The sequence below is a fragment of the Nonomuraea sp. NPDC049504 genome (assembly GCF_040676845.1).
GTDB lineage: Bacteria > Actinomycetota > Actinomycetes > Streptosporangiales > Streptosporangiaceae > Nonomuraea > Nonomuraea salmonea.
Genome location: NZ_JBFAPT010000003.1, coordinates 248,140 through 270,330, shown reverse-complemented (window position 1 = coordinate 270,330; position 22,191 = coordinate 248,140). Strand labels below are relative to the sequence as shown.

Below are 22,191 nucleotides of genomic sequence, written 5' to 3'. Positions count from 1 at the left end.
ACGCGGATGTCAGCTTTTGCCGGGAAAGCGCATGATGACCGTGCTGCCCTCGCCGCCGACCTGCAAGGTCAGGTCGGAGGAGAGCAGGCGAGCCACCCACAGCCCCATGCCGCCGACGGAGCCGGGCATCGGCCCCGGTTTCCACGAGCCGTTGTCGTGCACCTCGACGACGAGGTCGCCGTCAGAGGTCCACGTCCGCAGGAACGCGTGGTCGTGCCCGTGGGTGACGGCGTTGGTGGCGACCTCGTTGACGGCGATGACGAAGTCGCCGATGGCGTCCTCCGGCATGCCGGAGGCCCGCGCCTCCTCCTCGGCGTACTGCCGCACGCGCGGCAGGTCCGGCAGGCGGAACCGCAGGCCTTTCACGGGCGCGCCGGGTGGCGGGCCCTTGTGGCCCGACTGAGGCTCCACGTCCTCGTTCACCCGGTGACCGCCCTCGTCAGGAGACCAGCTCGGCACGCAGCTGGTCGAGAACCTTGCGCAGGATGCGTGAGACGTGCATCTGCGAGATGCCGAACTCGGCCGCGATCTCGGCCTGCGTCATGTTGCCGAAGAAGCGCAACAGCAGGATGTGCTTCTCGCGGGAGGGCAGAGCGTCGATGAGCGGCTTGACGGCCTCCCTGTCGACCATGGTGCTCAGCGTGTCGTCGTCCTCGGGGATGACGTCGCCGAGCGAGGCGGCGTCGTCGTCCGTGCCGAGCGGCGCGTCGAGCGAGAGCGTGCTGTACGCGGCCGAGGCGTCGAGCGTCAGCAGGACGTCCTCCTCCGTGATGTTCATCTTGGCGGCGAGCTCCGCAACGGTCGGGGACCTGCCGAGGTCCTGGCTCAGGTCGGCCACGAGCCGGTTGAGCTCCGAGCGGCGCTCCTGGTAGAGGCGGGGCACCCGGATCGCCCAGGTGCGGTCGCGGAAGTGCCGCTTGACCTCGCCGGTCATCGTGACGACCGCGTAGCCCCTGAACGCGTGTCCGAGGGTCGGGTCGAAGCCGTTGACGGCTTTCATCAGGCCAACATACGCGGCCTGGAGGAGATCCTCCAATGGCTCGCCGCGGTAGCGGTAGCGTCGCGCGATCTCCATGGCGAGCGGCCTGTGCATCTCGACGATGCGCTCGCGCAGGCGTTCCCTGTGGCTGTCGGGCGTCTCTTCCCTGACCATTTCGGCCAGGAGTTCTTCCGCGGTCATCTCCTCGAGGACGTATTCCTGCACAGCCATCGCTGCTCCCTATATGGATCGCAGGCGGCCTCGCAAGGAAAAAAGCCCATGCAGAGGCACGCCTCGTCTGTTCTCGAGACAGAAGCCCTCTGCTGGACCTCGGATCCAGTGTCCCCCATCGGGCTGGAAGTATTCCTCGATCGCGTGGTGACAGTAGGGTTGCTTCGTGACAATGCCGGAGAACGGCGGGGAGCCCGTGGCGGCCCTCAGCCTGACGTCGTCGACCGTGGACGGGATCACCGTGGTGCGGGTCGACGGGGTGCTCGACGCCACGACACGCGCCCAGTTCGCCGACTATCTAGCCATGGCGGGCGACGACCTGATCCTCGACCTCGCCGGGGTGACGTTCATGGACTCGCGCGCGCTCGGGCTGATCGTGCATCACTGGCAGACCAGCCTCACGGCGGGCACCAAGTTCGCGCTCATCGGGGTGGAGTACACCAAGTCGAAGGTGATGTGGATCACAGGTCTGGCGCAGCGGCTGCCGATTTACGACACGCTCGCTGACGCGGTCGCCGCGATCAAGTGAGCCGTGTGCAGTGAGCGGCGTCCAGTGGCGGCGTCCAGTGAGCCGCGTCCGGTGAGCCGCGTCCAGTGAGGGTCAGCCGCGTTTCGACGACTTGCGCTGGTGCTCCTCGACCAGGAGCCTGGCCAGGTCGGCCACCTTCACCTGGTGGTGCTGGGAGATGCGGCGCAGCTCCTCGAACGCGGCCTCGGCGCTGCACCCGCTGGTCTGCATGATGATGCCCTTGGCCTGGTCGATCAGCGAGCGTCCTGCCAGGGCCTCCTGCAGCTGGGCGGCGTCGGTGCGCACCTCCTCGAACTCCCACATGTTGGCCATCGCCACGCCGACCTGCTCGGTCAGCATGTCGGCGAGCGACACCGCGCCCTGGGGCGAGAACGCGCCAGGGCGTACCGAGTAGAGGCCGACGACCAGCAGCGCGGGCGGCACCTCGATGGGCACCGTGAGCACGGAGCGCACGCCGGAGCGGGTGGCCAGCGCGTCGTAGCGCGGCCAGCGGGTCTCCTTGAGCACGTCGGTCACGGTGGCGCGGCCGCCGCTCTGCCTGGCCTCGATGGACGGGCCCTCGCCCAGCTCACGTTCGCCCTCGACGAGCAGGATCAGCTCCCTGTGGGAGCCGGAGACCAGCACCCGGTGGTCGCGCCAGTGCTCGGCCGAGGCTCCCGAGCAGCCGGGCACTCCTGCCGCCAGCGCCGCCGTCAGTCCTCTGAGCACGCTCTCCGTCGAGGTGTCCTCGCCCAGGCGGCCCAGTGCGGCGAGGTCGCGCGCGAGTCCGGGGGTGATCATCGCGGTCGATTCCATAGCAACAAGCATCTACCCCTTATGGCTAGCATTATCCCGGGTGGCGTAGCGTTCAGACCATGACCATGCCGGACCTCGAACACGCGCTAGACGCGCTGGCCGGGCGCGTCTCCTCGCTGCGCGAAGCGAGGGCCGCCTACCCCAAGGACCTCGCGCCCACACTCGACGCGGCGCTGGCCGAGCTCGACACGGCCGCGGAACTCCTGGCGGAGGCCCGGGAGGAGCTGCGCAAGGCCCCCAGGCGTCCTGGCGGCAAGAAGGACGGCGGGCAGCGGGAGCTGAAGCTGCTGCGCCAGGTGTTCAGGGCCTTCCCCGTGCCCGTCATCGTGCTCGACGGCGGCGGCGTGGTCAGGCGGATCAACCCCGAGACCTCCCGCATGCTGGGCAGCCCCGACGGCTATCTCGTGGGCCGCTCGTTCCCGCTGCTGGTGGACGTGTCGCGGCGGGCGGCGTTCCGCTCGCATCTGACGGCGGTGCTGCAGACGGGCCAGCCGTCGGCGTTCGAGACGCGCCTCGCGCACCAGGGCCGCACCCACACCGTGCAGCTCGCGCTGACCCGGCTGACCATGCCGGGCGAGCCGCAGCAGATGATCGCGGCGGTGGCGCTGCCGACGGAGGTGCAGCTGCCCGAGCCGGGCGCGCGGCGGCCGGAGCAGGCCGACGGCGCGCTGCTGCTGGCCGCGGCGCGGCGGCAGGACCTGCTGGCCAGGATGGCCAGGCTGCTGCTCGAAGAGGACGCGCTGATGCGTCCTGGCGCGCTGCAGCGGGCCACGCGGCTGCTGGCGGCCGAGTGGGCCGACTGGGTGATCGCCGACCTGATGCGCGACGGCCTGCCGCACCGCGCGGCCGTCATGGCGCCGAAGAACCATCCGCTGGGCGACCTGGTCAGGCAGGTGGAGTCGGCCGATCCGGCGGGCAGCATGGTCGTGATGCAGGTGCTCGACCGCCGCTCCGGCGTGGTGCAGGAGATGGTGGACGACGAGAGCGTGCTCGGGTTCTGCGCGGAGGGGCCACTGCTGACCGTGATGGGCGCGGGCTCGCTGCTGTCGGTGCCGATCGGGCACGGCGACGGCGTGCTGACGCTCGTGCGGGCGCACGACCGGCCGCCGTTCGGCCTGGCCGACCTGGCCGTCATGCAGGAGGTGGGGCTGCAGCTCGGCCTGGCCCTGCGCGCCCAGGTGAGCTTCCAGAGCCGGTCGCGGGCCGCCGACGCGCTGTCGGCCAGCGTGGCCCCGCGCAACCTGCCCGACGTGCCCGGCTACGAGGCGGCGGCGGTCTACCACCCCGGCTCGTCGGTGGGCGCCGAGTTCTACGACGTGTTCCCGGTGTCGGGCGGCTGGGGGTTCGCGCTGGGCGGCGCGGCCGGCAAGAGCGAGGAGGCGGCCTCGGTCAGCGCGATGGTGCGCGGCGGCCTGCGGGTGCTCAGCGCCTGGGAGCCCGATCCCGACCTGGTCATGCGCAAGGTGAACGAGGCGCTGGTCGCGCAGGGCACCGGTATGTTCGTGATGGCGGTGGCGGGCTTCGTGAAGGGCCGCGAGATCCGGCTGTCGTCGGCGGGCCACCATCCCGCCGCCCTGTTGCAGCCCGACGGGGCGGTGCGGTTCGGGGCGGGAGGTGGCGTGCCGCTGGGCATCTCCGCCGAGGCGGAGACCGAGGTCCAGACGCTGACGGTGGCCGTCGGCGAGACGCTGGTGCTCTACTCGGAGGGGCTGGTCTCCTCGCGGAACGAGCGGGGCGAGCCGTACGGCGAGGAGCGGCTGGCCGACGTGCTGGGCCGGTGCGCGGGGCAGGCGCCGTCGACCGTGGTCAAGGCGGTGGAGGCCGATCGGCACGCGTTCTCGGGCGGCCAGGTCTGGGATGAGATCGTGGTTTTCGCCCTGCGCGGTGTCTGATCTGCGGGGGTTTGCGATCGGCGGAAATCTGGGTATCGTCTGAGAAGTAGAACGACGTGCCTAAGACGCAGGCACACCTTTGAGGCTGCTTTTTCCACGCTGAGGTGTGCCATGAATATCGCGATCGTCGCTTCTTCCAACGGTAACCAGCGCCACCGCATTCTCTCCGTCGCACGAGAGCTGGGGCGCGAGCACCACGTCACCATCTACTCCCGACGTGACAACGCCGAAGGCAAGCCCAAGACGCGGGTGGCCCCGGGTGTCACTCTGGAGCACATCGACGTGGGGCCCGCCAAGGAGCTGGCCGCCGACGAGGTGTCCCCTTACCTCAGTGAGGTGGGCGCCCACCTCGGCAAGCGATGGACGCAGGATCGCCCCGACGTGATCCACGCCTACTCGTGGACCGGCGGGCTGGTCGCCGTCGCCGGCGCCGAAGGTCTCGGAGTGCCGGTCACGCAGACGTTCCACCGGGTGGACGCCGGCCACAAGGACCTGGAGCGGGCGCTCGGGCGCCGGGCCAACGCGGTCATCGCGGGCTCGGGCGACGAGGAGTCCGCCCTCATCAGGCTGGGCGTGCCGCGCGGGAACATCGCGGTGGTGCCGTACGGCGTCGACACCGAGCGCTTCCAGCGCCGGGGCGCGGTCGCCACGCGCGGCACCCGCAAGCGCCTGCTGCACGTCGGCCCGCTGTCGATCGACCGCGGCGCCCACACCATCGTCAGGGCGCTGCCCGGCCTCGGCGACGTGGAGCTCGTCATCGCCGGCGGCCCGGAGCCCGAGGAGCTCGACCAGGACCGCGACGCGCGCCGCCTGCGCGCCCTGGCGGAGCAGCTCGGCGTGGCCGACCGGGTGACGCTGCTCGGCCAGGTGAAGCGGACCGCAGTACCGAAGCTGATGCGCAGCGCGGACGCCGTCGTGTCGGTGCCGCGCGAGGCCGTGACCGGGATCGTCGCGCTGGAGGCCATGGCCTGCGGCGTGCCGGTGATCGCCTCGGCCGTCGGCGCGCACCTCGACTCCATCGTGGACGGCGTCACCGGGCTGCTGGTGCCGCCGGACCGTCCCGCCCGCACCGCGCGGCTGGCCCGCGAGCTGCTGTACGACCCCACCCTGCGCACCGCGCTCGGCTACGCGGGCGCCGACCGGGCCCGCTCGCGCTACTCCTGGGAGCGGGTGAGCCAGGAGCTCGTCCGCGTCTACGAGTCCTGCGCCTGATTCCCCATCACGCGACCCCGGCAGGTGGCCTCGGCCACCTGCCGTCTCCCTGTCCGGGGGTCAACCGCCGATGAGATGAGCGGCCTTGAGCGCCAGGTGCACCGCCAGGCGGTCGTCGCCGTCCGACAGGTCGCGATGGGTGAGCCGCTCGGCCTTGGCCAGCCGGTAGTAGAGGGTCTGGCGGTGCACGCCCAGCTCGGCGGCGGTCTTCTGGGCGTGGCCGCCCCGGTCGAGATAGACCTCCACCGTCTGGGCCAGCTCCGCGTCCAGCCCCGCCGTCTCCGCCGCCAGCTCGCGCAGGTCGGCCTGGCTGAGCCTGGCCAGCAGACGGTGCACGCCGAGGTCCTCCCAGCGGGCGATCGGGGCGTGGCGCGGGAAGTGCTCGGCGATGCGCAGCGCCTGGCGGGCCTCGCGCCAGCTCAGCCACGCCTCCCCCGGGTCGTCGCGGGGCGCGCCGACGCCGGCCGCGGTGCCGTACGCGCTCTGCACCGTCCGCGCCACCTCCCCCGCCAGGTGCGCGGGGGCGAGCAGGGCGACCGGCGAGCCGGTACGTGCCAGCACGCCGCGCGGCAGCGTCCACAGGGCCGCCACGCGCTCCTGCGACTCGCGTACGGCGATGGCCGCCACCGGCCCGCTCACCTCCAGCGAGACGGACGCGCGCTCCTCGGGATCGGCGGAGAGCAGGGCGCGCAGCCCGTGCCCGAGGTCCTGCCTGCTGCGCGCCTCCTGGGCCAGCGCGGCGGCGGCCCGCGCGACCAGCGGCGCGGCCGAGCGCAGCCGCTCGTCGGTCAGCTCGCCCGAGTCGAGCAGCCACAGGTAGCCGTAGGTGACGTCGGCGTGCCGCAGCGGCCAGCACACCCGGGCCAGGACCTTCAGCTCGGCGTCCGCCGGGATCCTGACCGGCCCGCTCGCGCGGGCGATGCCGTAGCGCTCGAAGTAGTCGCGCACCTCTCCCGTGGCGCGCCTGCGCAGGATCGACTCCTGGCGGACCGTGTCAATGTCGCCGTGCTGGGCGCCGTAGGCGAGCAGCCGGAACGAGCGGTCCTCCAGCGTCGCGGACGCGCCCAGCCGGGCGGCGATCTCGTCGACGATCTCTTGCAGGTCAGCCGAGTTGTGCATTTGTACGACAGCCTCCCACACCGGGCGTTACGCGCGTCGATGGCCCCCTCTGAGCTGGCTTTTTACACTTGAAGCATGCTGGGTCAACTGCTGCTCGCCGCTTCGCGGAGCGGGCTCGTCCGCCGTTCCGTGTCAGGCTTCCCGCTCACCAAGAGGGTCGTGGAGCGGTTCGTCGCGGGCGAGAGCGTTGAGCAGGCGCGTGACGCCATCGAACGGCTGCGCGACGCCAAGCTCGCCGTGACCGTCGACCACCTGGGCGAGGAGACGCTCGACGCGCGGGCCGCCGAGGCTGTCGCCGACGCGTACATCACGCTGCTGCGGGCCGTCAGGCCGCTCGGGCTCGGCTCGCGGGGTGAGGTGTCGGTCAAGCTGTCGGCGGTCGGGCAGCGGCTCGACGAGTCGATGGCGCTGGAGCACGCCCGCGAGATCTGCGCCGCCGCCGCGGCCAACGACTCCACCGTGACGCTCGACATGGAGGACCACACCACGGTCGACTCCACGCTGACGATCCTGCGCAAGCTGCGCGAGGACTATCCGGGCACCGGGGTGGCGATCCAGGCGTACCTGTTCAGGAGCGAGCAGGACTGCCGGGACCTTGCTTCGGAGGGCTCCCGCGTACGGCTGGTCAAGGGCGCCTACCGCGAGCCCGCCTCCGTCGCCCACCAGGGCAGGACCCCCGTGGACAAGGCGTACGTGCGATGCCTGCGGATCCTCATGGCGGGGAAGGGTTACCCCATGGTGGCGACGCACGACGATCGCATGATCGCGATCACGGAGCTGCTCGCCGACCGGTTCGGGCGGACGATCGGCGACCACGAGTTCCAGATGCTCTACGGAATCAGGACCGACCTGCAGGAGTCCCTGGCGGGAGCGGGTCACACGGTCCGCGTCTACGTCCCCTACGGCGACGACTGGTACGGCTACTTCATGCGCCGCCTGGCCGAGCGCCCCGCCAACGTCGCCTTCTTCCTTCGTGCCCTTGGGGGTAAGTAAATGGATGCCATCAGCAACGTCCCCGTGCCCGCGAACGAGCGCGTCTACGGCTACGCGCCCGGCAGCGCCGAGCGGGCCGCGCTGGAGGACCGCATCAAGGAGCTGGCCGGTTCGCAGGCCGACCTGACCATGACCATCGGCGGCGAGCAGCGCCTCGGCGGCGGCGCGCCCATCGACGTGGTGCAGCCGCACAACCATGGCTCCGTCCTGGGCCGTACCAATGACGCTACGGCCCAGGACGTGAAGGACGCCATCGACGCCGCGCTGGCGGCGGCGCCGTCGTGGCGGGCCCTGTCGTTCGACGAGCGGGCGGCGATCTTCCTGCGGGCGGCCGACCTGCTGTCCGGGCCGTGGCGGGCGACGCTGAACGCGGCGACCGTGCTCGGGCAGTCGAAGTCGGTGCAGCAGGCGGAGATCGACGCGGCCTGCGAGCTGATCGACTTCCTGCGGTTCAACGTCTCGTTCGCCCGGCAGATCTACGCCGACCAGCCGATCTCGTCGCCCGGCGTGTGGAACAGGATGGAGTACCGGCCCCTTGAGGGGTTCGTGCTGGCGATCACGCCGTTCAACTTCACCGCCATCGCCGGAAATCTGCCGACTTCTGCGGCTTTGATGGGCAATGTCGTCGTCTGGAAGCCGTCGCCCACCCAGCAGTTCGCCGCGCACTTCACGATGCGGCTGCTGGAGGCCGCCGGGCTGCCTCCCGGCGTGATCAACCTGATCACCGGCAACGGGCAGGCCGTCTCCGAGGTGGCGCTGACCCACCCCGCGCTGGCCGGCATCCACTTCACCGGCTCCACCGCGACGTTCCAGCACCTGTGGCGCACCGTCGGCGAGAACATCGCCGGCTACCACGGCTACCCGCGCCTCGTCGGCGAGACCGGCGGCAAGGACTTCGTGCTCGCGCACCCCTCCGCCGACCCCGCCGTGCTCTCGACCGCGCTGATCAGGGGCGCCTTCGAGTACCAGGGGCAGAAGTGCTCGGCGGCGTCGCGGGCGTACGTGCCGCGCTCGGTCTGGAACCGCATGCGTGACGACTTCGTCGCCACCGCCGAGTCCCTCACCGTGGGCGACGTGGCGGGCGACCTGTCGACGTTCATGGGCGCGGTCATCGACGCGCGGGCCTTCGCCAAGCACAAGGAGGCCATCGACCGGGCGCGGGCGGCGTCGAACATCGACATGCTCACCGGCTCGTACGACGACTCCACCGGCTACTTCGTCAAGCCGACCGTCCTGGAGTGCGCCGACCCGGCCGACGAGATCTTCGTCAAGGAGTACTTCGGGCCGATCCTCGGCGTGCACGTCTACGACGACGGCGACTACGACAGGGTGCTCGACCAGATGGAGGGCATCGCCCCGTACGCGCTGACCGGGTCGATCGTGGCCGAGGACCGCTACGCGATCGCCGCCGCCTCCGAGCGGCTGCGCTTCGCGGCCGGCAACTTCTACGTCAACGACAAGCCGACCGGCGCCGTCGTGGGCCAGCAGCCGTTCGGCGGCGGGCGGGCCTCCGGCACCAACGACAAGGCGGGCTCGATCTTCAACCTGACGCGGTGGGTGAGCGCCCGCGCGATCAAGGAGACGTTCGTACCGCCGACCGACCACCGTTACCCGCACATGGGCTGACCTCTCCACAGCCCGTCGCCGCCGAGAGCCTCCCGGTCCTGCCCCGGGAGGCTCTCGGCGTCCTCCGGATGGCCGGATCTGCAAGGAACGTGTCATTGACGCCATCCGTGGGCCGCGACCAGCATGAAGGCATGCAGCGACGAGTCCTCATCGTCGTCTTCCCCGGTTTCCAGCTGCTCGACATGGCCGGGCCGGCCGACGTCTTCGGCACCGCGACCCTGATCCGCCGCGACGCCTATCAGGTCGAGGTGGGGTCGGTCTCCGGCGGCCACGTCACGGCGGGCAACGGGGTGCCGGTCGTGACCAGGCCGCTCGCCGAGGTCACCGAGCCCGTGGACACGCTGCTGGTGGCGGGCGGGCCCTCCGTACCCGAGCGGCTGGCCGACACCGCGCTCGTCGGGCAGATCGCCCGGCTCGCGGCGGGCGCGCGGCGTACGGCGTCGGTGTGCAGCGGCGCGTTCCTGCTCGCCGAGGCCGGACTGCTCGACCGCCGCCGCGCCACCACGCACTGGCTCGTCGCCGACGACCTGCGCAGCCGCTACTCCGGCGTGGACGTCGACGCCGACCCCCTCTACATCGAGGACGGCGACGTGTGGACGTCGGCCGGCGTGCTGTCCGGCGTGGACCTGGCGCTCGCCCTCGTCGCCCGCGACCACGGCCACGGCCTGGCCAGGAACGTCGCCCGCGGCCTCGTGGTCTATCTGCACAGGCCGGGCGGGCAGAGCCAGTTCAGCACCGCCATGCGGGCGCTGACGCCGCGCAGCGAGCCGCTCAGGGAGCTGCAGGGCTACATCGACGCGAACCCGGCCGCCGACCTCAGCGTGCCCGCGCTCGCCGCGCGGGCCGGCATGAGCCAGCGGCACTTCTCCCGCGTCTTCACCGCCCAGACCGGCATGTCACCCGGCCGGTACGTGGAACGCAGCCGCGCCGACACCGCCAGGCGGCTCCTGGAGGTCACCGGGCTGCCGCTCGACGCGGTGGCCAGGGAGTCGGGGCTCGGCTCGCCGGAGACCCTCTACCGCGTCTTCAGGCGGCACTGGCGGATCTCACCCGGCGACCATCGGCGCCGGTTCCAGTCGAAGGAGAGGTAACTCGTCATGCACGTGGCCATCCCGCTCTATCCCCGCTTCACCGCGCTGGACGTGGCGGGGCCCTACACGGTCCTGTCCATGGTGCCCGGCTGCACCGTCACGCTCGTCGCCGCCGACCGCGGGCCCGTCGCCGACGACTTCGGCACGTTCCTGCTCGCCGCCACCGCCTCGTACGAGGAGGTGCCCGCCCCCGACGTCATCATGGTCCCCGGCGGCACCGGCACCCTGGACGTCCTTTCTGACGAGGCCCTGGTGAACTGGATCAGGCAGGCCCACGAGCACACCCGGTGGACCACGTCGGTGTGCACCGGCTCGCTCCTGCTCGGCGCCGCCGGCCTGTTGGAGGGCCTCCCCGCCACCAGCCACTGGGCCCTCCTCGACCTCCTCAAGCAGTACGGCGCCGAACCCGTCAGCACCCGGGTGGTGCACACGGGCAAGATCGTGACGGCGGCGGGGGTGTCGGCCGGCATCGACATGGCACTCACGCTGGTGGGCAAGGCCGTGGACGAGGAAACCGCGCAAAGCGTCCAGCTGGCCATCGAGTACGACCCCGAGCCCCCGTTCACGGCCGGCAGCCTCCAGACGGCCCCTGAAGGCATCCCCGACCGCGCCCTCCACCTCCTGACCCAAACCCCCTGACACCGCCACAGGCGGCCACCTCGAACCGCCGTCGCCGAGACGATCACCCTGGGCCGCCGCCGAGCGGTGGGGTTGCCCACAGGGCGGCACCCAGGCTCACGCCCTGACCGAGCCTCACCGGGCAGACGCTCAGCCTTCCTGCACCGCCCCGATGGGCAGCACGTCAAAGTGCACGATCACATGCCCCACCGCCGTCTCACCGGACCGTTCGAGCTCCGCGGCGGACTGAACGGACCCCGCGCCGCCCGTCGCCCCTCCCTCTTCACCAAGGCTGCCGGGCCTCACCCCGCGGGCCACCGAGTCGCCCGCTCCCCCGGCCTGGGCCGTCTCCGCATCACGTCTGTCATCAGCAGCGACCCGGCCCTCAGCGCCTCCCGGCGCCTGAGCACTCCCCTCAGCGTCGGCGGCAGAGCCTGCCACGTCCTCGGGGCCGAGGGATTCGGCTCTGCCGTCGGAGACCGCTCGGTAGCGTTCGAGCACCTCAAGAACCTCGTCCCGCATCCGCCCTGTCTCCTCGGGCGTGAGGCGGAGTGAGCGCCGGGCGAAGCCGCTGACCTGGTACCACTCCGCCGGCGCACGGTCGGCCACCTCGCGCCAGCGCGCCAGCTCGGCGCTGCGCTGGCGGATCAGGTCGTCCAGCAGGAATTCGAGCGCGCCGGCCGCCTCGGGATCGACGGGCTGGTCGCCGTAGGAGTAGCCGCCGGGGGTGATGCGCCAGTACTTCTCCTTGCCGCGTCCCATCCCGGCCACGACCTCGATCATCCCGTGCCGGGCCAGCTCACGCAGGTGGTAGCTGGTGGCGCCGGTGTTCTGGCCGAGGAGGGCGGCGAGGCGGGTGGCGGTGGAGGGGCCGTGTTCGTCGAGGAGCTCGTAGATGCGCAGCCGCAGCGGGTGGGCGAACGACTTGAGCGCGTTCGCGTCCAGCGTACGCGCCGAGTAGCGCTTGCTCGTCATTTGTGCAAACCTATCTTTGCAAAGAATCCTGTGCACACTTTCCCTTACACATTATCGGAGGGCGCCATGGCGGGCCTTGGCCGTTCGTTCGGCTTCCTGTGGGCGTCGACCGCGATGTCCAACCTGGCCGACGGCCTGCTCAAGGTCGGGGCGCCGCTGCTGGCCGTCTCGCTGACCCGCTCCCCCACCCTGGTCTCCCTGGTCGGCGCGGCCGCGACGCTGCCGTGGCTGCTGCTCGCGCTGCACGCGGGCGCCGTCGCCGACCGGGCCGACCGCCGGCGCGTCATGGTCCGGGCCAACCTGGTGCGCGCCGCGATCCTGGCCGGCGTCACCGCGCTGGCCGCGTCCGGGCTGCTCGACCTCTGGCTGCTGCTCGCCGCGGTGCTGCTGGCCGGGGTGAGCGAGGTCTTCGCCGACCTCTCGGCGCAGTCCGTGCTGCCGATGACCGTCTCCGGTCCCGACCTGACCAGGGCCAACGGCCGCGTCTCGACCGCCCAGATGATCGGCAACGACTTCGTCGGCGCCCCGCTGGCGGGCCTGCTCGTGGCCGTCGTCCCCGCCGTCCTGTTCGGCGCCCCGGCCATCCTGTACGCCGCCGCGGGCCTGCTCCTGCTGGGCATGCGCGGCACGTACGCACCGGCCCCGGCCGCCCGCGACCGGCCGATGCGGGCCGACATCGCGCAGGCGCTGCGGTTCTTAGGGTCACATCGGGTGCTGCGCGGCCTGGCGCTCACGGCCGGCGCGTGCAACTTCGCCAACGCCGCCTACTTCGGCGTCTTCGTGCTCTGGGCCGTCGGCGAGGAGTCGGCGATGGGGCTGCGGCCCGCCCAATACGGCCTGATGACCACGGCGTTCGCGGTCGGCGCGGTGGCCGGGTCGCTGCTGGCGGGCCGGGCGGCGGGGCTGTTCGGGGAGTTCCGCACGCTGCTGGGCGCCTGGCTGGTCAGCGCCCTGCTGCTCCTGGTGCCGGTGCTCGTGCCGTCCGCGTGGACGCTCTATCCCACCGCCGTGCTCTGGGGCGTGCTCGGCGCGGCGGGCAACGTCCTGGTGATCTCGGCGCGGCAGCGGCTGATCCCGGCCGAACTCCTCGGCAGGGTCAACTCGGCATACCGGCTCGTCGGCATGGGCGCGATGCCGCTGGGGGCGGCGCTGGGGGGCGTCGTGGCCGAATTCGCCGGGCTTCCTGCCGTCCTCACCGGCGCGACTGGAGTATGTTTGTGCGCTGTCGGGCTGTTGTGGCGCGCTTTGTCAGATCAAATTTCTGAGCCTCTGACCAGGGCACCCACACTTTCCGACATATCCGGATCACGTTAGGCACCCAAGAGCCTGTGCCGAGGTGACATGATTATCCCCGAGCTTGAGGGGATGGTATGCGGGAGATCGGCGGACGGTACCTCCTGAACGAGGAGGCCGGTCGTGGGGGTATGGGAGTCGTCTGGAGGGCGTTCGATCAGCTCCTCCACCGTACGGTGGCGCTCAAAGAGCTGACCCTTACCGGCGAGGTCGAGATGGTGCGCCGCAGGGTGCTCCGCGAGGCCAGGATGGCTGCCGGGCTGACGCACCCCAACATCGTCACGGTGCACGACCTGATCGAGGAGAGCGGCAAGCTCTGGATCGTGATGGAATACCTTGACGGGCTCTCATTGCACCAGTTGCTCTCACAGGTGGGCACGCTGCCCGCGCAGTCGGTGGCGGCCATCGGCCAGCACCTGCTCGCGGCGCTGCGCACCGCCCACGAGGCAGGGGTGCTGCATCGAGACGTCAAGCCCGCCAACGTCATGCTGACGGGCGACCGCGTGGTGCTCACCGACTTCGGCATAGCGACCGCCGAGGGCGACATCCGCATGACCACCTCGCGGCGGCTGCGCGGCACCCCGGCGTTCATGGCGCCCGAGCGGCTGCACGGAGGGCCGGCCAGCAAGGAAGCCGACATGTGGTCCTTCGGCGCCACCCTCTACAGCGCCATCGAGGGCCAGCCGCCCTACCCTGGCCAGGACGCCGCCACGGTGCTCGGCATGGCCCGCAGCGGCCCCTACCCGCCACCGCGCCGCGCCGGAGTCATGCGCCCCCTGATCGAGGGCCTCCTCCACCACGACCCCATCCGCCGCTTCACCCTTGACCAGACGGCAGGCCTCCTGGCCGGCATGCGCGCCAGCAGCTACCAAGCCGCCATCTGAGACGGAGCCGCCGACGCCTCGGCCCGATTGCCGTGGCCGAGGCGAGGTCAGGTGGGCGAAGGAGCAGCCATGAGCTGCGGGCGTCAGTCCTCCTTGTCGGCGCGGGCCTCGGCTTCTGCGGCGTCCATGGCTTCCGCTTCCTCCGGGGTGGGGGCGGTGCCGCCCAGGTGGGCGGGTTGCCACCAGACGCCGGGGGGCACCTCCGGGTAGGTGCGCTGGGCCTTGTCCACCAACTCCGACAGGCGGCCGTGCAGGTCGGCGACGTGGTCGTTGACGTTCTCGCCGCGCTTGGGGTACATCGGCTCGCCCACCAGGATGGTCATCGGGACGTGCCGCTGCAGCAGCTTGCGGGGACGGCCCTTGGTCCACAGGCGCTGGCTGCCCCACATCCCGACGGGGATGATCGGGGTGCCGGTGGCCTGGGCCATGCGGATGGCGCCGTTCTTGATCTCTTTGACGGTGAAGGAGCGGCTGATCGTGGCTTCGGCGAACACGCCGACGACTTCGCCGGCCTTGAGCATGCGCAGGGCGGTGGCGTACGAGCCGGCCCCCGCGCCCCGGTCGACCGGGATGTGGTGCATGCCGCGCATCAGCGGCCCGGAGATGCGGTGCTCGAACACGTCCTGCTTGGCCATGAACCGCACCAGCCGCTTCGACGGCAATGCGGCGAACCCGGCGAAGATGAAGTCGAGGTAGCTGATGTGGTTGCTGACCAGCACCGCTCCCCCCGACCGCGGCACGTGCTCGGTCCCCTCCATGTGGAAGCGGATGTCGAGCACGCGAAAGAGGGTCCGCGCGGCGGCGATCACCGGCGGGTACACGATCTCAGCCATGAGCAGACGGTAACCTACTCAGGCGGGTTTGACGGACGTGGGGAGGCTGACCATCCCCCTCACGTTGCCGTGCGCGGTCCTGCGGATGCCGCTCTCGTCGATGTCGTAGTCGGGCGTGACGGCGCGGGTGAGCTCCTCCAGCGCTACCCGGGCCTCCAGGCGGGCGAGCGGGGCGCCGAGGCAGAAGTGGCGGCCGGCGCCGAAGCTGATGGCGCGGCGGGTGTCGCGGGTGAGGTCGTAGACGCCGGCGTCGGGGAAGACGCTCTCGTCGCGGTTGGCGGAGCCGATCAGCAGCCACATCCTGGCGTCGGCGGGCACCCGGACGCCGTACCACTCGGTCTCGCGGGTGAGGCGGCGGGCGGTGCCGTGGGCGGGGGCGTCGTAGCGCAGCGTCTCCTCGGTCCACCGGTCGATGGCCCCGCCGAAGGCGGCGGCGCGCTGGCCGGGGTTGCGCCAGGCCCAATACCAGGCGGCGCTCAGCAGGTGGGCGGTGGTCTCGGCGCCGGCGCCGATGAGCAGGAAGAGGAACGCCACGATGTCGTCGTCGGTCAGCTCGTCGTCGGCGACGAGCACGGAGACGAGGTCGTCGCGGGGGGCGGCCCGGCGTTCGGCGATGATCGTACGGTAATAGCCCCCGAGCGAGAGCAGGCCCTTGACGCCCTCCTCGCTCATCGCGCCCGCGGGGTCGGCGTCGAACAGCGCGCCGGAGTCGCGCCGGATGTCCGCGCGGTCCGACGGCGGCACGCCGACCAGCTCGGCGATGACGTCGAGCGGCAGCCTGGCGGCGATGTCGCGGGCGAAGTCGAACGTGCCGTGTTCGAGGGCCCGTTCGATGTGCCCGCGGACGATCTGCCTGATCATGGGTTCGAGCGCGGCGACGCGGCGCGCGGTGAAGCCGCGCGAGACGGTGGCGCGCATGCGGGTGTGCTGGGGCGGGTCCATGGCGACGAACGACAGGTAGCCGCGGACGTGGGGACCCCAGGCGCCGGGGTCGAGCATGGGGCCGTGGTCGCTGGACAGCAGCTCGCTGTCGATCAGCGCGGCGGAGACGTCGGCGTGCCGGGACAGCGCCCAGAAACCGAGGTCGGGGTTGTGGTAGAGCGGTGCTTCCGCGCGCATCCTGGCGTAGACGGGGTAGGGCTCGTCGTTGATGACCGGATCGTAGGGGCTGTAGACGACATCCACCCGGCCCACGTTATGACGCTTGCGCGGTCGTGAAAACGGGCAGATGTTTTGACCATGAAGAAGCTCATCAACACGGCTGGTTCCGTCGTTGACGACGCGCTGAACGGCATGGTCGCCGCCCACCCCACGCTGCGGGTCCGCGACAAGGTCGTCTACCGCGCGGAGGGGCCGCGGCCCGGCAAGGTGGGCCTGGTGTCGGGCGGCGGTTCGGGGCACGAGCCGCTGCACGCGGGGTTCGTCGGTTACGGCATGCTCGACGCCGCCTGCTGCGGCGAGATCTTCACCGCGCCGGTGCCCGACCCGATCATCGAGGCGACCATGGGCGTGGACGGCGGCGCCGGGGTGCTGCACATCGTCAAGAACTACACCGGCGACGTGCTGAACTTCGAGATGGCGGCCGACGCGGTCGAGGGCGTCGAGGTGGCGAGCGTGCTGGTGAACGACGACGTCGCCGTCGAGGACTCGCTCTACACGGCGGGCCGGCGCGGCACGGGCGCGACGCTGTTCGTGGAGAAGATCGCCGGGGCGCTCGCGGAGGAGGGCGCGCCGCTGGGCGAGGTCGCCGCGGTGGCGACGGAGGTCAACCAGCGCAGCCGCTCGTTCGGCATCGCCCTGACCTCCTGTACGCCGCCCGCCGCCGGCAAGCCCATCTTCGACCTGCCGGAGGCCGAGGTGGAGCTGGGCATCGGCATCCACGGCGAGCCGGGGCGCAGGCGGGTGCCGCTGGCGCCGGCGCGGGAGCTGGCCGACGTGGCGATGGACGCGATCCACGGTGACCTGCCGCTGCGGGGCGACCTGCTGGTCATGGTCAACGGCATGGGCGGGACGCCGCTGTCGGAGCTGTACGTGGTGTTCGCCGAGGTGGCGGCGTACATCAAGGGCAAGGGGGCGCGGGTGACGCGCTCGCTGGTGGGCAATTACGTGACGAGCCTGGACATGCAGGGCTTCTCGGTCAGCATCTGCCTGCTGGACGAGACGCTGGCCCGCCTATGGGACGCACCGGTCGAGACGCCGGGGCTGCGCTGGGGGCGATGATGGACACCGACCTGTTCGTGGCCTGGTTCGAGGAGAGCGCCAGGCTGATCCGCCGCGAACGCGACCGCCTGACCAGGCTGGACGCGGCGATCGGCGATGCCGACCACGGCACCAACCTCGACCGCGGCTTCTCCGAGGTCTGCAAGGCGCTGGCCGACGACCCGCCCGGCTCGGCCGCCGAGGTGCTGACGACGGCGGGCGTGACCCTCATCCGCCGCGTCGGGGGCGCGGCGGGGCCGCTCTACGGGTCGGTGTTCCGGCAGATGGGCAGGGCGCTGCCCGAGTCGCCGGTGACGCTGGCGGGGTTCGCGGCGGCGTTCGAGGAGGGCGTGGTGGCGGTCGAGCGGCTGGGCAAGGCCGCGCTGGGCGACAAGACGATGGTGGACGCCCTCGCGCCCGCCTCCCGCGCCCTGTCTCTGGCCGTACGCGACGGCGTCGGCGTACGGCAGGCCGTCGAGCAGGCGGCGCACGCGGCCAGGGAGGGCGCCAAGTCGACGATCCCGATGCAGGCGAGGAGGGGCCGGGCCAGCTACCTGGGTCCGCGCAGCATCGGCCACGAGGACCCCGGCGCGGCCTCCGCGGCCCTACTGCTGGAGGCGCTGGCGAGCGTGGTGGAATGAACGCCGCAAGCGCCCCCTCACGGCATGGTGCCGGTGAGCGGCGGGGTGCCGGGATGTGGCGGGAGGCCGGGGAGGCGGTGCGATCGTTGGGCGGCGGGGCTCTGTGATGGTGGGCGTGGTGCTGGTCTCGCACAGCGCCGGGCTGGCGGCCGAGGCGGTGGCGCTGGCCCGGGGCATCGCGGGGGAGGACGTGCCGCTCGCGGCGGCCGGCGGGACGGCCGACGGCGGGCTCGGCACCAGCGTGGACGTCGTCGAGGCGGCGGTGCGCAGCGTCGACAGGGGGCGCGGGGTGCTGCTCATCCCCGACATCGGCAGCTCCGTGCTGACCGCCCGGCTGGTTGCCGAGGAGCACCGGGCGGTGGTGGCCGACGTACCGTTCCTGGAGGGGGCGATCGCGGCGGCGGTCACGGCGGGCGCGGGCTCGTCCCTGACCGACGTGCTCGCCGCGGCCGAGGAAGCCCGCACCTACCGCAAGTTCTGACGGCGGACGCGGGCTCACCCCCCGCAGCCGACAGGCTCGCCGCAGCCCAGAAGGCCCGCACCTACCGCACGTTCTGACAGCGGGCGCGGGCTCACCCCCGATCGAGGAGGCCCGCGCCTGCTCCGGTGTCAGTGGCCCTTGAAGGCCTCCTCCAGCCACCAGGAGCCGCGGTCGCGGGTCACCTTGGCGTGGATCAGGAGCGGGCGGTCACGAGGGCCGGAGAGCCAGGTCGAGACGTCGGCCAGGTCCTCGCGCCGGGTGACGGTCACGGCGGCGAGGCCGTGGCCGCGAGCGATGGCGGCCAGGTCGGCGGGTGGGAAGGTGACCGTGCCGAGCGGGTGGTCGTGCGGGCCGAAGTGGTGGGCCTCGGCGCCGTACGCCTCGTCGTCGTACACGACGATCACCATCGGCAGCCCCAGCCGCACCACGGTCTCCAGCTCGGCGACCCCCATGAGGAAGCCGCCGTCGCCGAGCGCGGCGACGGGAAGCCGGTCGGGGCGGGCCAGCGCGGCGCCGACGGCGGTGGCGAGGCCGAGCCCGACCGACTGGAACGCCTGAGTGAAGCAGAACCCGTTCTCATCCGGCACGTCCATGAACATCGACGGATAGCCCATGAAGTTGCCGGAGTCGATGGACACGATGCGCTCGGCGGGCAGCAGGTCGTCCAGGCCGATGGTGAGCGTCCTGGGGTCGATGCGGCCGCCGTCGCCGTCGTCCTCGTACGGCACCGCCCGCCACCGCCCCTCGGCCTGGATCCGGCCGGCCAGCTCAGGCGTACGGTAACCGGCCTTCGCCGGAACGACGCCCGCCAGCGCGGCGGCGACCTGGGCCACGTCGCCCACCACGCCGACGTCGGCGGGTACGTGGGTCTTGAGCGCGGCGGGTTCGAGATCGACCTTCGCCACCCGGGTGCCGGGCGAGACGAGGGACCCATGGCGGGTGGTCCACATGTTGAGCGCGCAGCCCCAGCCGACGACGAGGTCGGCGCCGCGGATCAGCTCGGCGGCCAGCGGGGTGGCGAAGCCGCCGGAGACGTCGAGGTCCCACGGGCTGCCCCGGAACAGGCCCCTGGCCACGGCCGAGGTGGCGAGCAGCGCCCCCGTGCGCTCGGCCAGCGCCTCCAGCTCCCGCCTGGCGTGCCGGGCACCGCGCCCCGCGATGAACACCGGCCGCTCGGCCGCCTCCAGCGCCGCGGCCAGCTCGCCCGCCTCGGCCACCGCCGAGGAAGCCTGAGACGCGGCGGGCACCTCGACCGCACCCGTGTAAGGGGCGGACTGGACGTCGAGCGGCAGGTTGAGCAGCACCGTACGCCGCTCCCCCGCCGCCACCCGGTACGCCCGCACCGCCTGCGCGACCGCCTCGTCCGCGCTCGTGACGCGCATCGGCACCGCGCCCACCGCCGTGGCGAGCGCCGCCTGGTCGATGTGGAAGTTGGACTGCGCCTCGGTGGCCTCGCCGGCCAGCACGACCATCGGGGTGCGGCTCTTGGCCGCCTCGGTGATGCCGGTGAGCGCGTTGGTGAGCCCCGGCCCCTGGTGCACTGTGACGATGCCGGGCCGGCCGCTCATCCTCGCGTAGGCGTCGGCCATGGTGGCGGCCCCGCCCTCGTGGCGGGCGGCGACGAAGCGCGCGCCGGCCGCCACGAGGGCGTTGGTGACGTGGAAGTTGCCGCTGCCGACCACCCCGAAGACCGTCCCGGCCCCGCAGGCGGCCAGGGCGCGGCCGACGGCCTCGGCGACGATCAACGTTCCACCAGGGCGAGCACGCGGACGGGGCTGCCCGAGCCGCCGACGATGGGCAGCGGCGGCGCGACGACGACGGCGCCGGTGACGGGCAGCCGGTCGATGTTGCGGAGCTGGGTGAGGCCGTATTTCCCGGCGCCCAGAAGGAAGGAGTGGCAGGGGAAGGGCGGGTCGAAGGAGTGGGCGGCGCCCGCGTCGGTGCCGACGGTCTCGACGCCGATGCCCTGGATGGGCGCCTCGGAGGCGAGCCACTGCGCGCACTCGGAGGAGATGCCGGGCGTGTGCGGGCCGTTCTCGTCGGCGTTGAGGAAGGCGGCCTGGTCGGCGGAGCGGGCGTCCCAGCCGGTGCGGTAGAGCAGCCAGCCGCCCTCGGGGAGCGGGCCGTTGGCGCGTGCCCACTCCTTCACGTGGTCGATCTGGAGGAGGAAGTCGGGGTCCTTCGACGCCTCGGCGGCGAAGTCGAGCACGACGGCGGGCGCGATGAGGCTGCGGGCCGGCACCTGGGAGACGTCCTGGCCGTCGCGGGCGGTGACCCAGTGGACGGGGGCGTCGAAGTGGGTGCCCGTGTGCTCGCCTGTGTGGATGTCGTTCCAGTACCACGCCGGGCCGCGGTCGTCGTAGCGGCTGATCTCCTCCAGCCGGAACGGGATCGTGTTGGCGAACGGCTCGGGCAGCTGGAGGATCGGCGTCTCCGCGGTGAGGGGCGCGGTCAGGTCGATCACCTCGATCGCCCCGCTGCGCACGCTGTCCACGAAGCTCTGCAACACCGACATGTCTTCCTCCTTGGTAGGGCTGTGCGCATCCTCCTACGCTCGCCCTACCAGTGCCAACACCCGCGTCACGACTTCGTCCACTCCGCGCAGCCGCCGGTCTGGAAGGCCTTGTCCGTGGGCTGGACGGTGACGGTGGCGGCGCCCGTCGGCATGCCGGCCGCGATCACGTCGCCGCTCGCGCTGCGCAGCCGGGCCCAGTAGCACATGGTGAACCCGGCGGCAGGGCCGGTGGTGCGGTAGGTGCCGGGCTGGATGTCGGTGCCGACGTGGAGGGTACGCAGGGACATGGGGTTGGTGAGGGTCCCGCCGCCCGGCTGCGTCTGACTCGGCACGCTCTGGTCGGGCGGCGTCTGAGCGGGCGGGGTCTGTGCGGGCGGCGTCTGGGCGGGACCGGTGGGAACGGTCTGGGCAGGGCCGGTGGGAACGGTCTGGGCCGGATCAGTGGGGACGGGCTGCACGGGAGCGCTGCTCTCCACCGGAGCCGACGGGCTCGACTCGACCGTCACCGTCACCTTGGGCGCGGGCTCGTCCCCCGACGACGGCGACGTGGACCCGGCCCCGAATCCGACGAACACTCCCAGCAGGAACCCCAGCAGCGCGGCCAGCCCCGAGACGAGCACGATGATCGGCGGGCTGCTCGTCGCGCGCGGATATTGCGGGTAGTCAGGGGGAGGTGGCCCGTACATCACGGACCCAGCGTGCCACCCCTGTCAACCCATCCGGTCAGCACAGGCGGTCAGCGGTGAAGGTAGTCGACGAGCGACGCCTTCTCCGTCTCCAGCTCCTCGATGGCGCTCTTGACGACGTCGCCGATGCTCACGATGCCGATCAGCCGGCCGCCGTCGACGACGGGCATGTGGCGGAAGCGCTGGTTGGTCATCGTACGGCGCAACGACTCGACGTTCTCGCCGGGCCCCACGGTGGTCACCTCGGTCGTCATGATCGAGGACACCGGGGCGTCGAGGATCGAGGCGCCGCGGTCGTGCAGCCGGCGCACGACGTCGCGCTCGGAGACGATGCCCTCGATGGTGACGCCGTCGGAGGAGACGACCACCGCCCCGATGTTGTGCTCGGCCAGCTCCGTGAGCAGCTCGCGCACGGTGGCGGCCGGTGACACGCAGGTCACGTGGCTGCCCTTGTTCCGAAGGATCGAACCGATGAGCATGTGCATCACCTCTGTCCCTCAGTGTTCCAAGCCCGCGTCCAGAGCAAACAAGCGTGTGGGGGCGGAGTCAAGCGGTCCCGTAGGCTGCCTGCGTACGAACTCCGACATGTCACTCAGGGA

23 protein-coding genes are annotated in these 22,191 nt (G+C 71.9%); 12 read left to right on the top strand and 11 right to left on the bottom strand.

Translation table 11 applies throughout. The annotated features are described in order from the left end of the window. Positions 1 to 9: 9 nt before the first annotated feature. Positions 10 to 423 carry an ATP-binding protein gene (locus tag AB0K28_RS07685; protein WP_345401748.1) on the bottom strand — a complete coding sequence of 138 codons (414 nt, stop codon included), beginning with the start codon at positions 421 to 423 and terminating at the stop codon, positions 10 to 12. A gap of 16 nt (positions 424 to 439) precedes the next feature. Beyond that, positions 440 to 1,210 (bottom strand): SigB/SigF/SigG family RNA polymerase sigma factor, encoded by a 771-nt coding sequence (locus AB0K28_RS07680; RefSeq protein ID WP_345401745.1) that lies wholly within the window; start codon positions 1,208 to 1,210, stop codon positions 440 to 442. A gap of 172 nt (positions 1,211 to 1,382) precedes the next feature. On the opposite strand from AB0K28_RS07680, the gene AB0K28_RS07675 reads away from it, so the two are divergent. Further along, a complete protein-coding gene (locus AB0K28_RS07675) occupies positions 1,383 to 1,739 on the top strand; it encodes an STAS domain-containing protein (RefSeq protein ID WP_345409712.1) in 357 nt (118 codons plus the stop codon). Positions 1,740 to 1,811: 72 nt separating this feature from the next. Here the strand turns inward: AB0K28_RS07675 and AB0K28_RS07670 are convergent, their stop codons facing one another. Beyond that, a complete protein-coding gene (locus AB0K28_RS07670) occupies positions 1,812 to 2,534 on the bottom strand; it encodes a GAF and ANTAR domain-containing protein (RefSeq protein WP_364366371.1) in 723 nt (240 codons plus the stop codon). Between the two features lie 59 nt (positions 2,535 to 2,593). Here AB0K28_RS07670 and AB0K28_RS07665 point away from each other — a divergent pair, with 59 nt between their 5' ends. Both AB0K28_RS07665 and AB0K28_RS07660 read left to right on the top strand, forming a co-directional pair. Next, positions 2,594 to 4,426, top strand: a complete 1,833-nt coding sequence (locus AB0K28_RS07665) for a SpoIIE family protein phosphatase (protein ID WP_364366368.1) — start codon at positions 2,594 to 2,596, stop codon at positions 4,424 to 4,426. Between the two features lie 111 nt (positions 4,427 to 4,537). After that, positions 4,538 to 5,638 carry a glycosyltransferase gene (locus tag AB0K28_RS07660; RefSeq protein ID WP_345401739.1) on the top strand — a complete coding sequence of 367 codons (1,101 nt, stop codon included), beginning with the start codon at positions 4,538 to 4,540 and terminating at the stop codon, positions 5,636 to 5,638. A gap of 60 nt (positions 5,639 to 5,698) precedes the next feature. Here AB0K28_RS07660 and AB0K28_RS07655 read toward each other — a convergent pair whose 3' ends face one another. Next, positions 5,699 to 6,757 (bottom strand): helix-turn-helix domain-containing protein, encoded by a 1,059-nt coding sequence (locus tag AB0K28_RS07655; protein ID WP_364366366.1) that lies wholly within the window; start codon positions 6,755 to 6,757, stop codon positions 5,699 to 5,701. Between the two features lie 75 nt (positions 6,758 to 6,832). Here AB0K28_RS07655 and AB0K28_RS07650 point away from each other — a divergent pair, with 75 nt between their 5' ends. The 4 genes from AB0K28_RS07650 (at position 6,833) to AB0K28_RS07635 (ending at position 11,106) form a co-directional block, all read left to right on the top strand. Continuing rightward, positions 6,833 to 7,750 carry a proline dehydrogenase family protein gene (locus AB0K28_RS07650; RefSeq protein WP_364366363.1) on the top strand — a complete coding sequence of 306 codons (918 nt, stop codon included), beginning with the start codon at positions 6,833 to 6,835 and terminating at the stop codon, positions 7,748 to 7,750. Then, positions 7,751 to 9,376, top strand: coding sequence for an L-glutamate gamma-semialdehyde dehydrogenase (gene pruA, locus AB0K28_RS07645; RefSeq protein ID WP_364366361.1), 1,626 nt, complete (start codon positions 7,751 to 7,753; stop codon positions 9,374 to 9,376). It begins immediately after the preceding gene. Between the two features lie 131 nt (positions 9,377 to 9,507). Continuing rightward, positions 9,508 to 10,467 carry a GlxA family transcriptional regulator gene (locus tag AB0K28_RS07640; protein ID WP_364366358.1) on the top strand — a complete coding sequence of 320 codons (960 nt, stop codon included), beginning with the start codon at positions 9,508 to 9,510 and terminating at the stop codon, positions 10,465 to 10,467. Positions 10,468 to 10,473: 6 nt separating this feature from the next. Further along, complete coding sequence (locus tag AB0K28_RS07635) at positions 10,474 to 11,106, top strand: DJ-1/PfpI family protein (protein WP_364366355.1); 633 nt, start codon at positions 10,474 to 10,476, stop codon at positions 11,104 to 11,106. 129 nt (positions 11,107 to 11,235) lie between these two features. Here the strand turns inward: AB0K28_RS07635 and AB0K28_RS07630 are convergent, their stop codons facing one another. Continuing rightward, entirely contained in the window at positions 11,236 to 12,060 is an 825-nt protein-coding gene (locus tag AB0K28_RS07630; protein WP_364366352.1) for a helix-turn-helix domain-containing protein, read from the bottom strand. A 66-nt stretch (positions 12,061 to 12,126) separates the two neighbouring features. On the opposite strand from AB0K28_RS07630, the gene AB0K28_RS07625 reads away from it, so the two are divergent. Both AB0K28_RS07625 and AB0K28_RS07620 read left to right on the top strand, forming a co-directional pair. Continuing rightward, the gene (locus tag AB0K28_RS07625) at positions 12,127 to 13,374 is read left to right on the top strand and encodes an MFS transporter (RefSeq protein ID WP_364366349.1); all 1,248 of its coding nucleotides are present in this window, start codon (positions 12,127 to 12,129) and stop codon (positions 13,372 to 13,374) included. Positions 13,375 to 13,430: 56 nt separating this feature from the next. Continuing rightward, on the top strand, positions 13,431 to 14,237 hold the full coding sequence (locus tag AB0K28_RS07620) for a serine/threonine-protein kinase (protein ID WP_364366346.1): 807 nt from the start codon (positions 13,431 to 13,433) through the stop codon (positions 14,235 to 14,237). Between the two features lie 83 nt (positions 14,238 to 14,320). Here the strand turns inward: AB0K28_RS07620 and AB0K28_RS07615 are convergent, their stop codons facing one another. Both AB0K28_RS07615 and AB0K28_RS07610 read right to left on the bottom strand, forming a co-directional pair. Then, on the bottom strand, positions 14,321 to 15,070 hold the full coding sequence (locus AB0K28_RS07615; RefSeq protein ID WP_364366343.1) for a lysophospholipid acyltransferase family protein: 750 nt from the start codon (positions 15,068 to 15,070) through the stop codon (positions 14,321 to 14,323). Between the two features lie 18 nt (positions 15,071 to 15,088). After that, the gene (locus tag AB0K28_RS07610) at positions 15,089 to 16,255 is read right to left on the bottom strand and encodes a cytochrome P450 (RefSeq protein ID WP_364366340.1); all 1,167 of its coding nucleotides are present in this window, start codon (positions 16,253 to 16,255) and stop codon (positions 15,089 to 15,091) included. 54 nt (positions 16,256 to 16,309) lie between these two features. Here AB0K28_RS07610 and dhaK point away from each other — a divergent pair, with 54 nt between their 5' ends. The 3 genes from dhaK (at position 16,310) to AB0K28_RS07595 (ending at position 18,391) form a co-directional block, all read left to right on the top strand. Beyond that, positions 16,310 to 17,290: a dihydroxyacetone kinase subunit DhaK gene (gene dhaK, locus AB0K28_RS07605; RefSeq protein WP_364366337.1), complete on the top strand. Its 981-nt coding sequence runs from the start codon at positions 16,310 to 16,312 to the stop codon at positions 17,288 to 17,290. Further along, positions 17,287 to 17,910: a dihydroxyacetone kinase subunit DhaL gene (gene dhaL, locus AB0K28_RS07600; RefSeq protein WP_364366334.1), complete on the top strand. Its 624-nt coding sequence runs from the start codon at positions 17,287 to 17,289 to the stop codon at positions 17,908 to 17,910. Before dhaK ends, dhaL begins: the two co-directional genes overlap by 4 nt. Positions 17,911 to 18,028: 118 nt before the next feature. Continuing rightward, positions 18,029 to 18,391 carry a phosphoenolpyruvate--protein phosphotransferase gene (locus AB0K28_RS07595; RefSeq protein ID WP_364366331.1) on the top strand — a complete coding sequence of 121 codons (363 nt, stop codon included), beginning with the start codon at positions 18,029 to 18,031 and terminating at the stop codon, positions 18,389 to 18,391. Positions 18,392 to 18,519: 128 nt separating this feature from the next. Here the strand turns inward: AB0K28_RS07595 and AB0K28_RS07590 are convergent, their stop codons facing one another. The 4 genes from AB0K28_RS07590 to AB0K28_RS07575 form a co-directional block, all read right to left on the bottom strand. After that, positions 18,520 to 20,136, bottom strand: a complete 1,617-nt coding sequence (locus AB0K28_RS07590) for a thiamine pyrophosphate-binding protein (protein WP_364366328.1) — start codon at positions 20,134 to 20,136, stop codon at positions 18,520 to 18,522. Then, positions 20,133 to 20,906: a cyclase family protein gene (locus tag AB0K28_RS07585; protein ID WP_364366325.1), complete on the bottom strand. Its 774-nt coding sequence runs from the start codon at positions 20,904 to 20,906 to the stop codon at positions 20,133 to 20,135. The genes AB0K28_RS07590 and AB0K28_RS07585 overlap by 4 nt, the downstream gene beginning before the upstream one ends. A gap of 65 nt (positions 20,907 to 20,971) precedes the next feature. Then, complete coding sequence (locus tag AB0K28_RS07580) at positions 20,972 to 21,595, bottom strand: hypothetical protein (protein WP_345401699.1); 624 nt, start codon at positions 21,593 to 21,595, stop codon at positions 20,972 to 20,974. 47 nt (positions 21,596 to 21,642) lie between these two features. Continuing rightward, the gene (locus tag AB0K28_RS07575) at positions 21,643 to 22,071 is read right to left on the bottom strand and encodes a CBS domain-containing protein (RefSeq protein WP_364366322.1); all 429 of its coding nucleotides are present in this window, start codon (positions 22,069 to 22,071) and stop codon (positions 21,643 to 21,645) included. Positions 22,072 to 22,191: the final 120 nt, after the last annotated feature.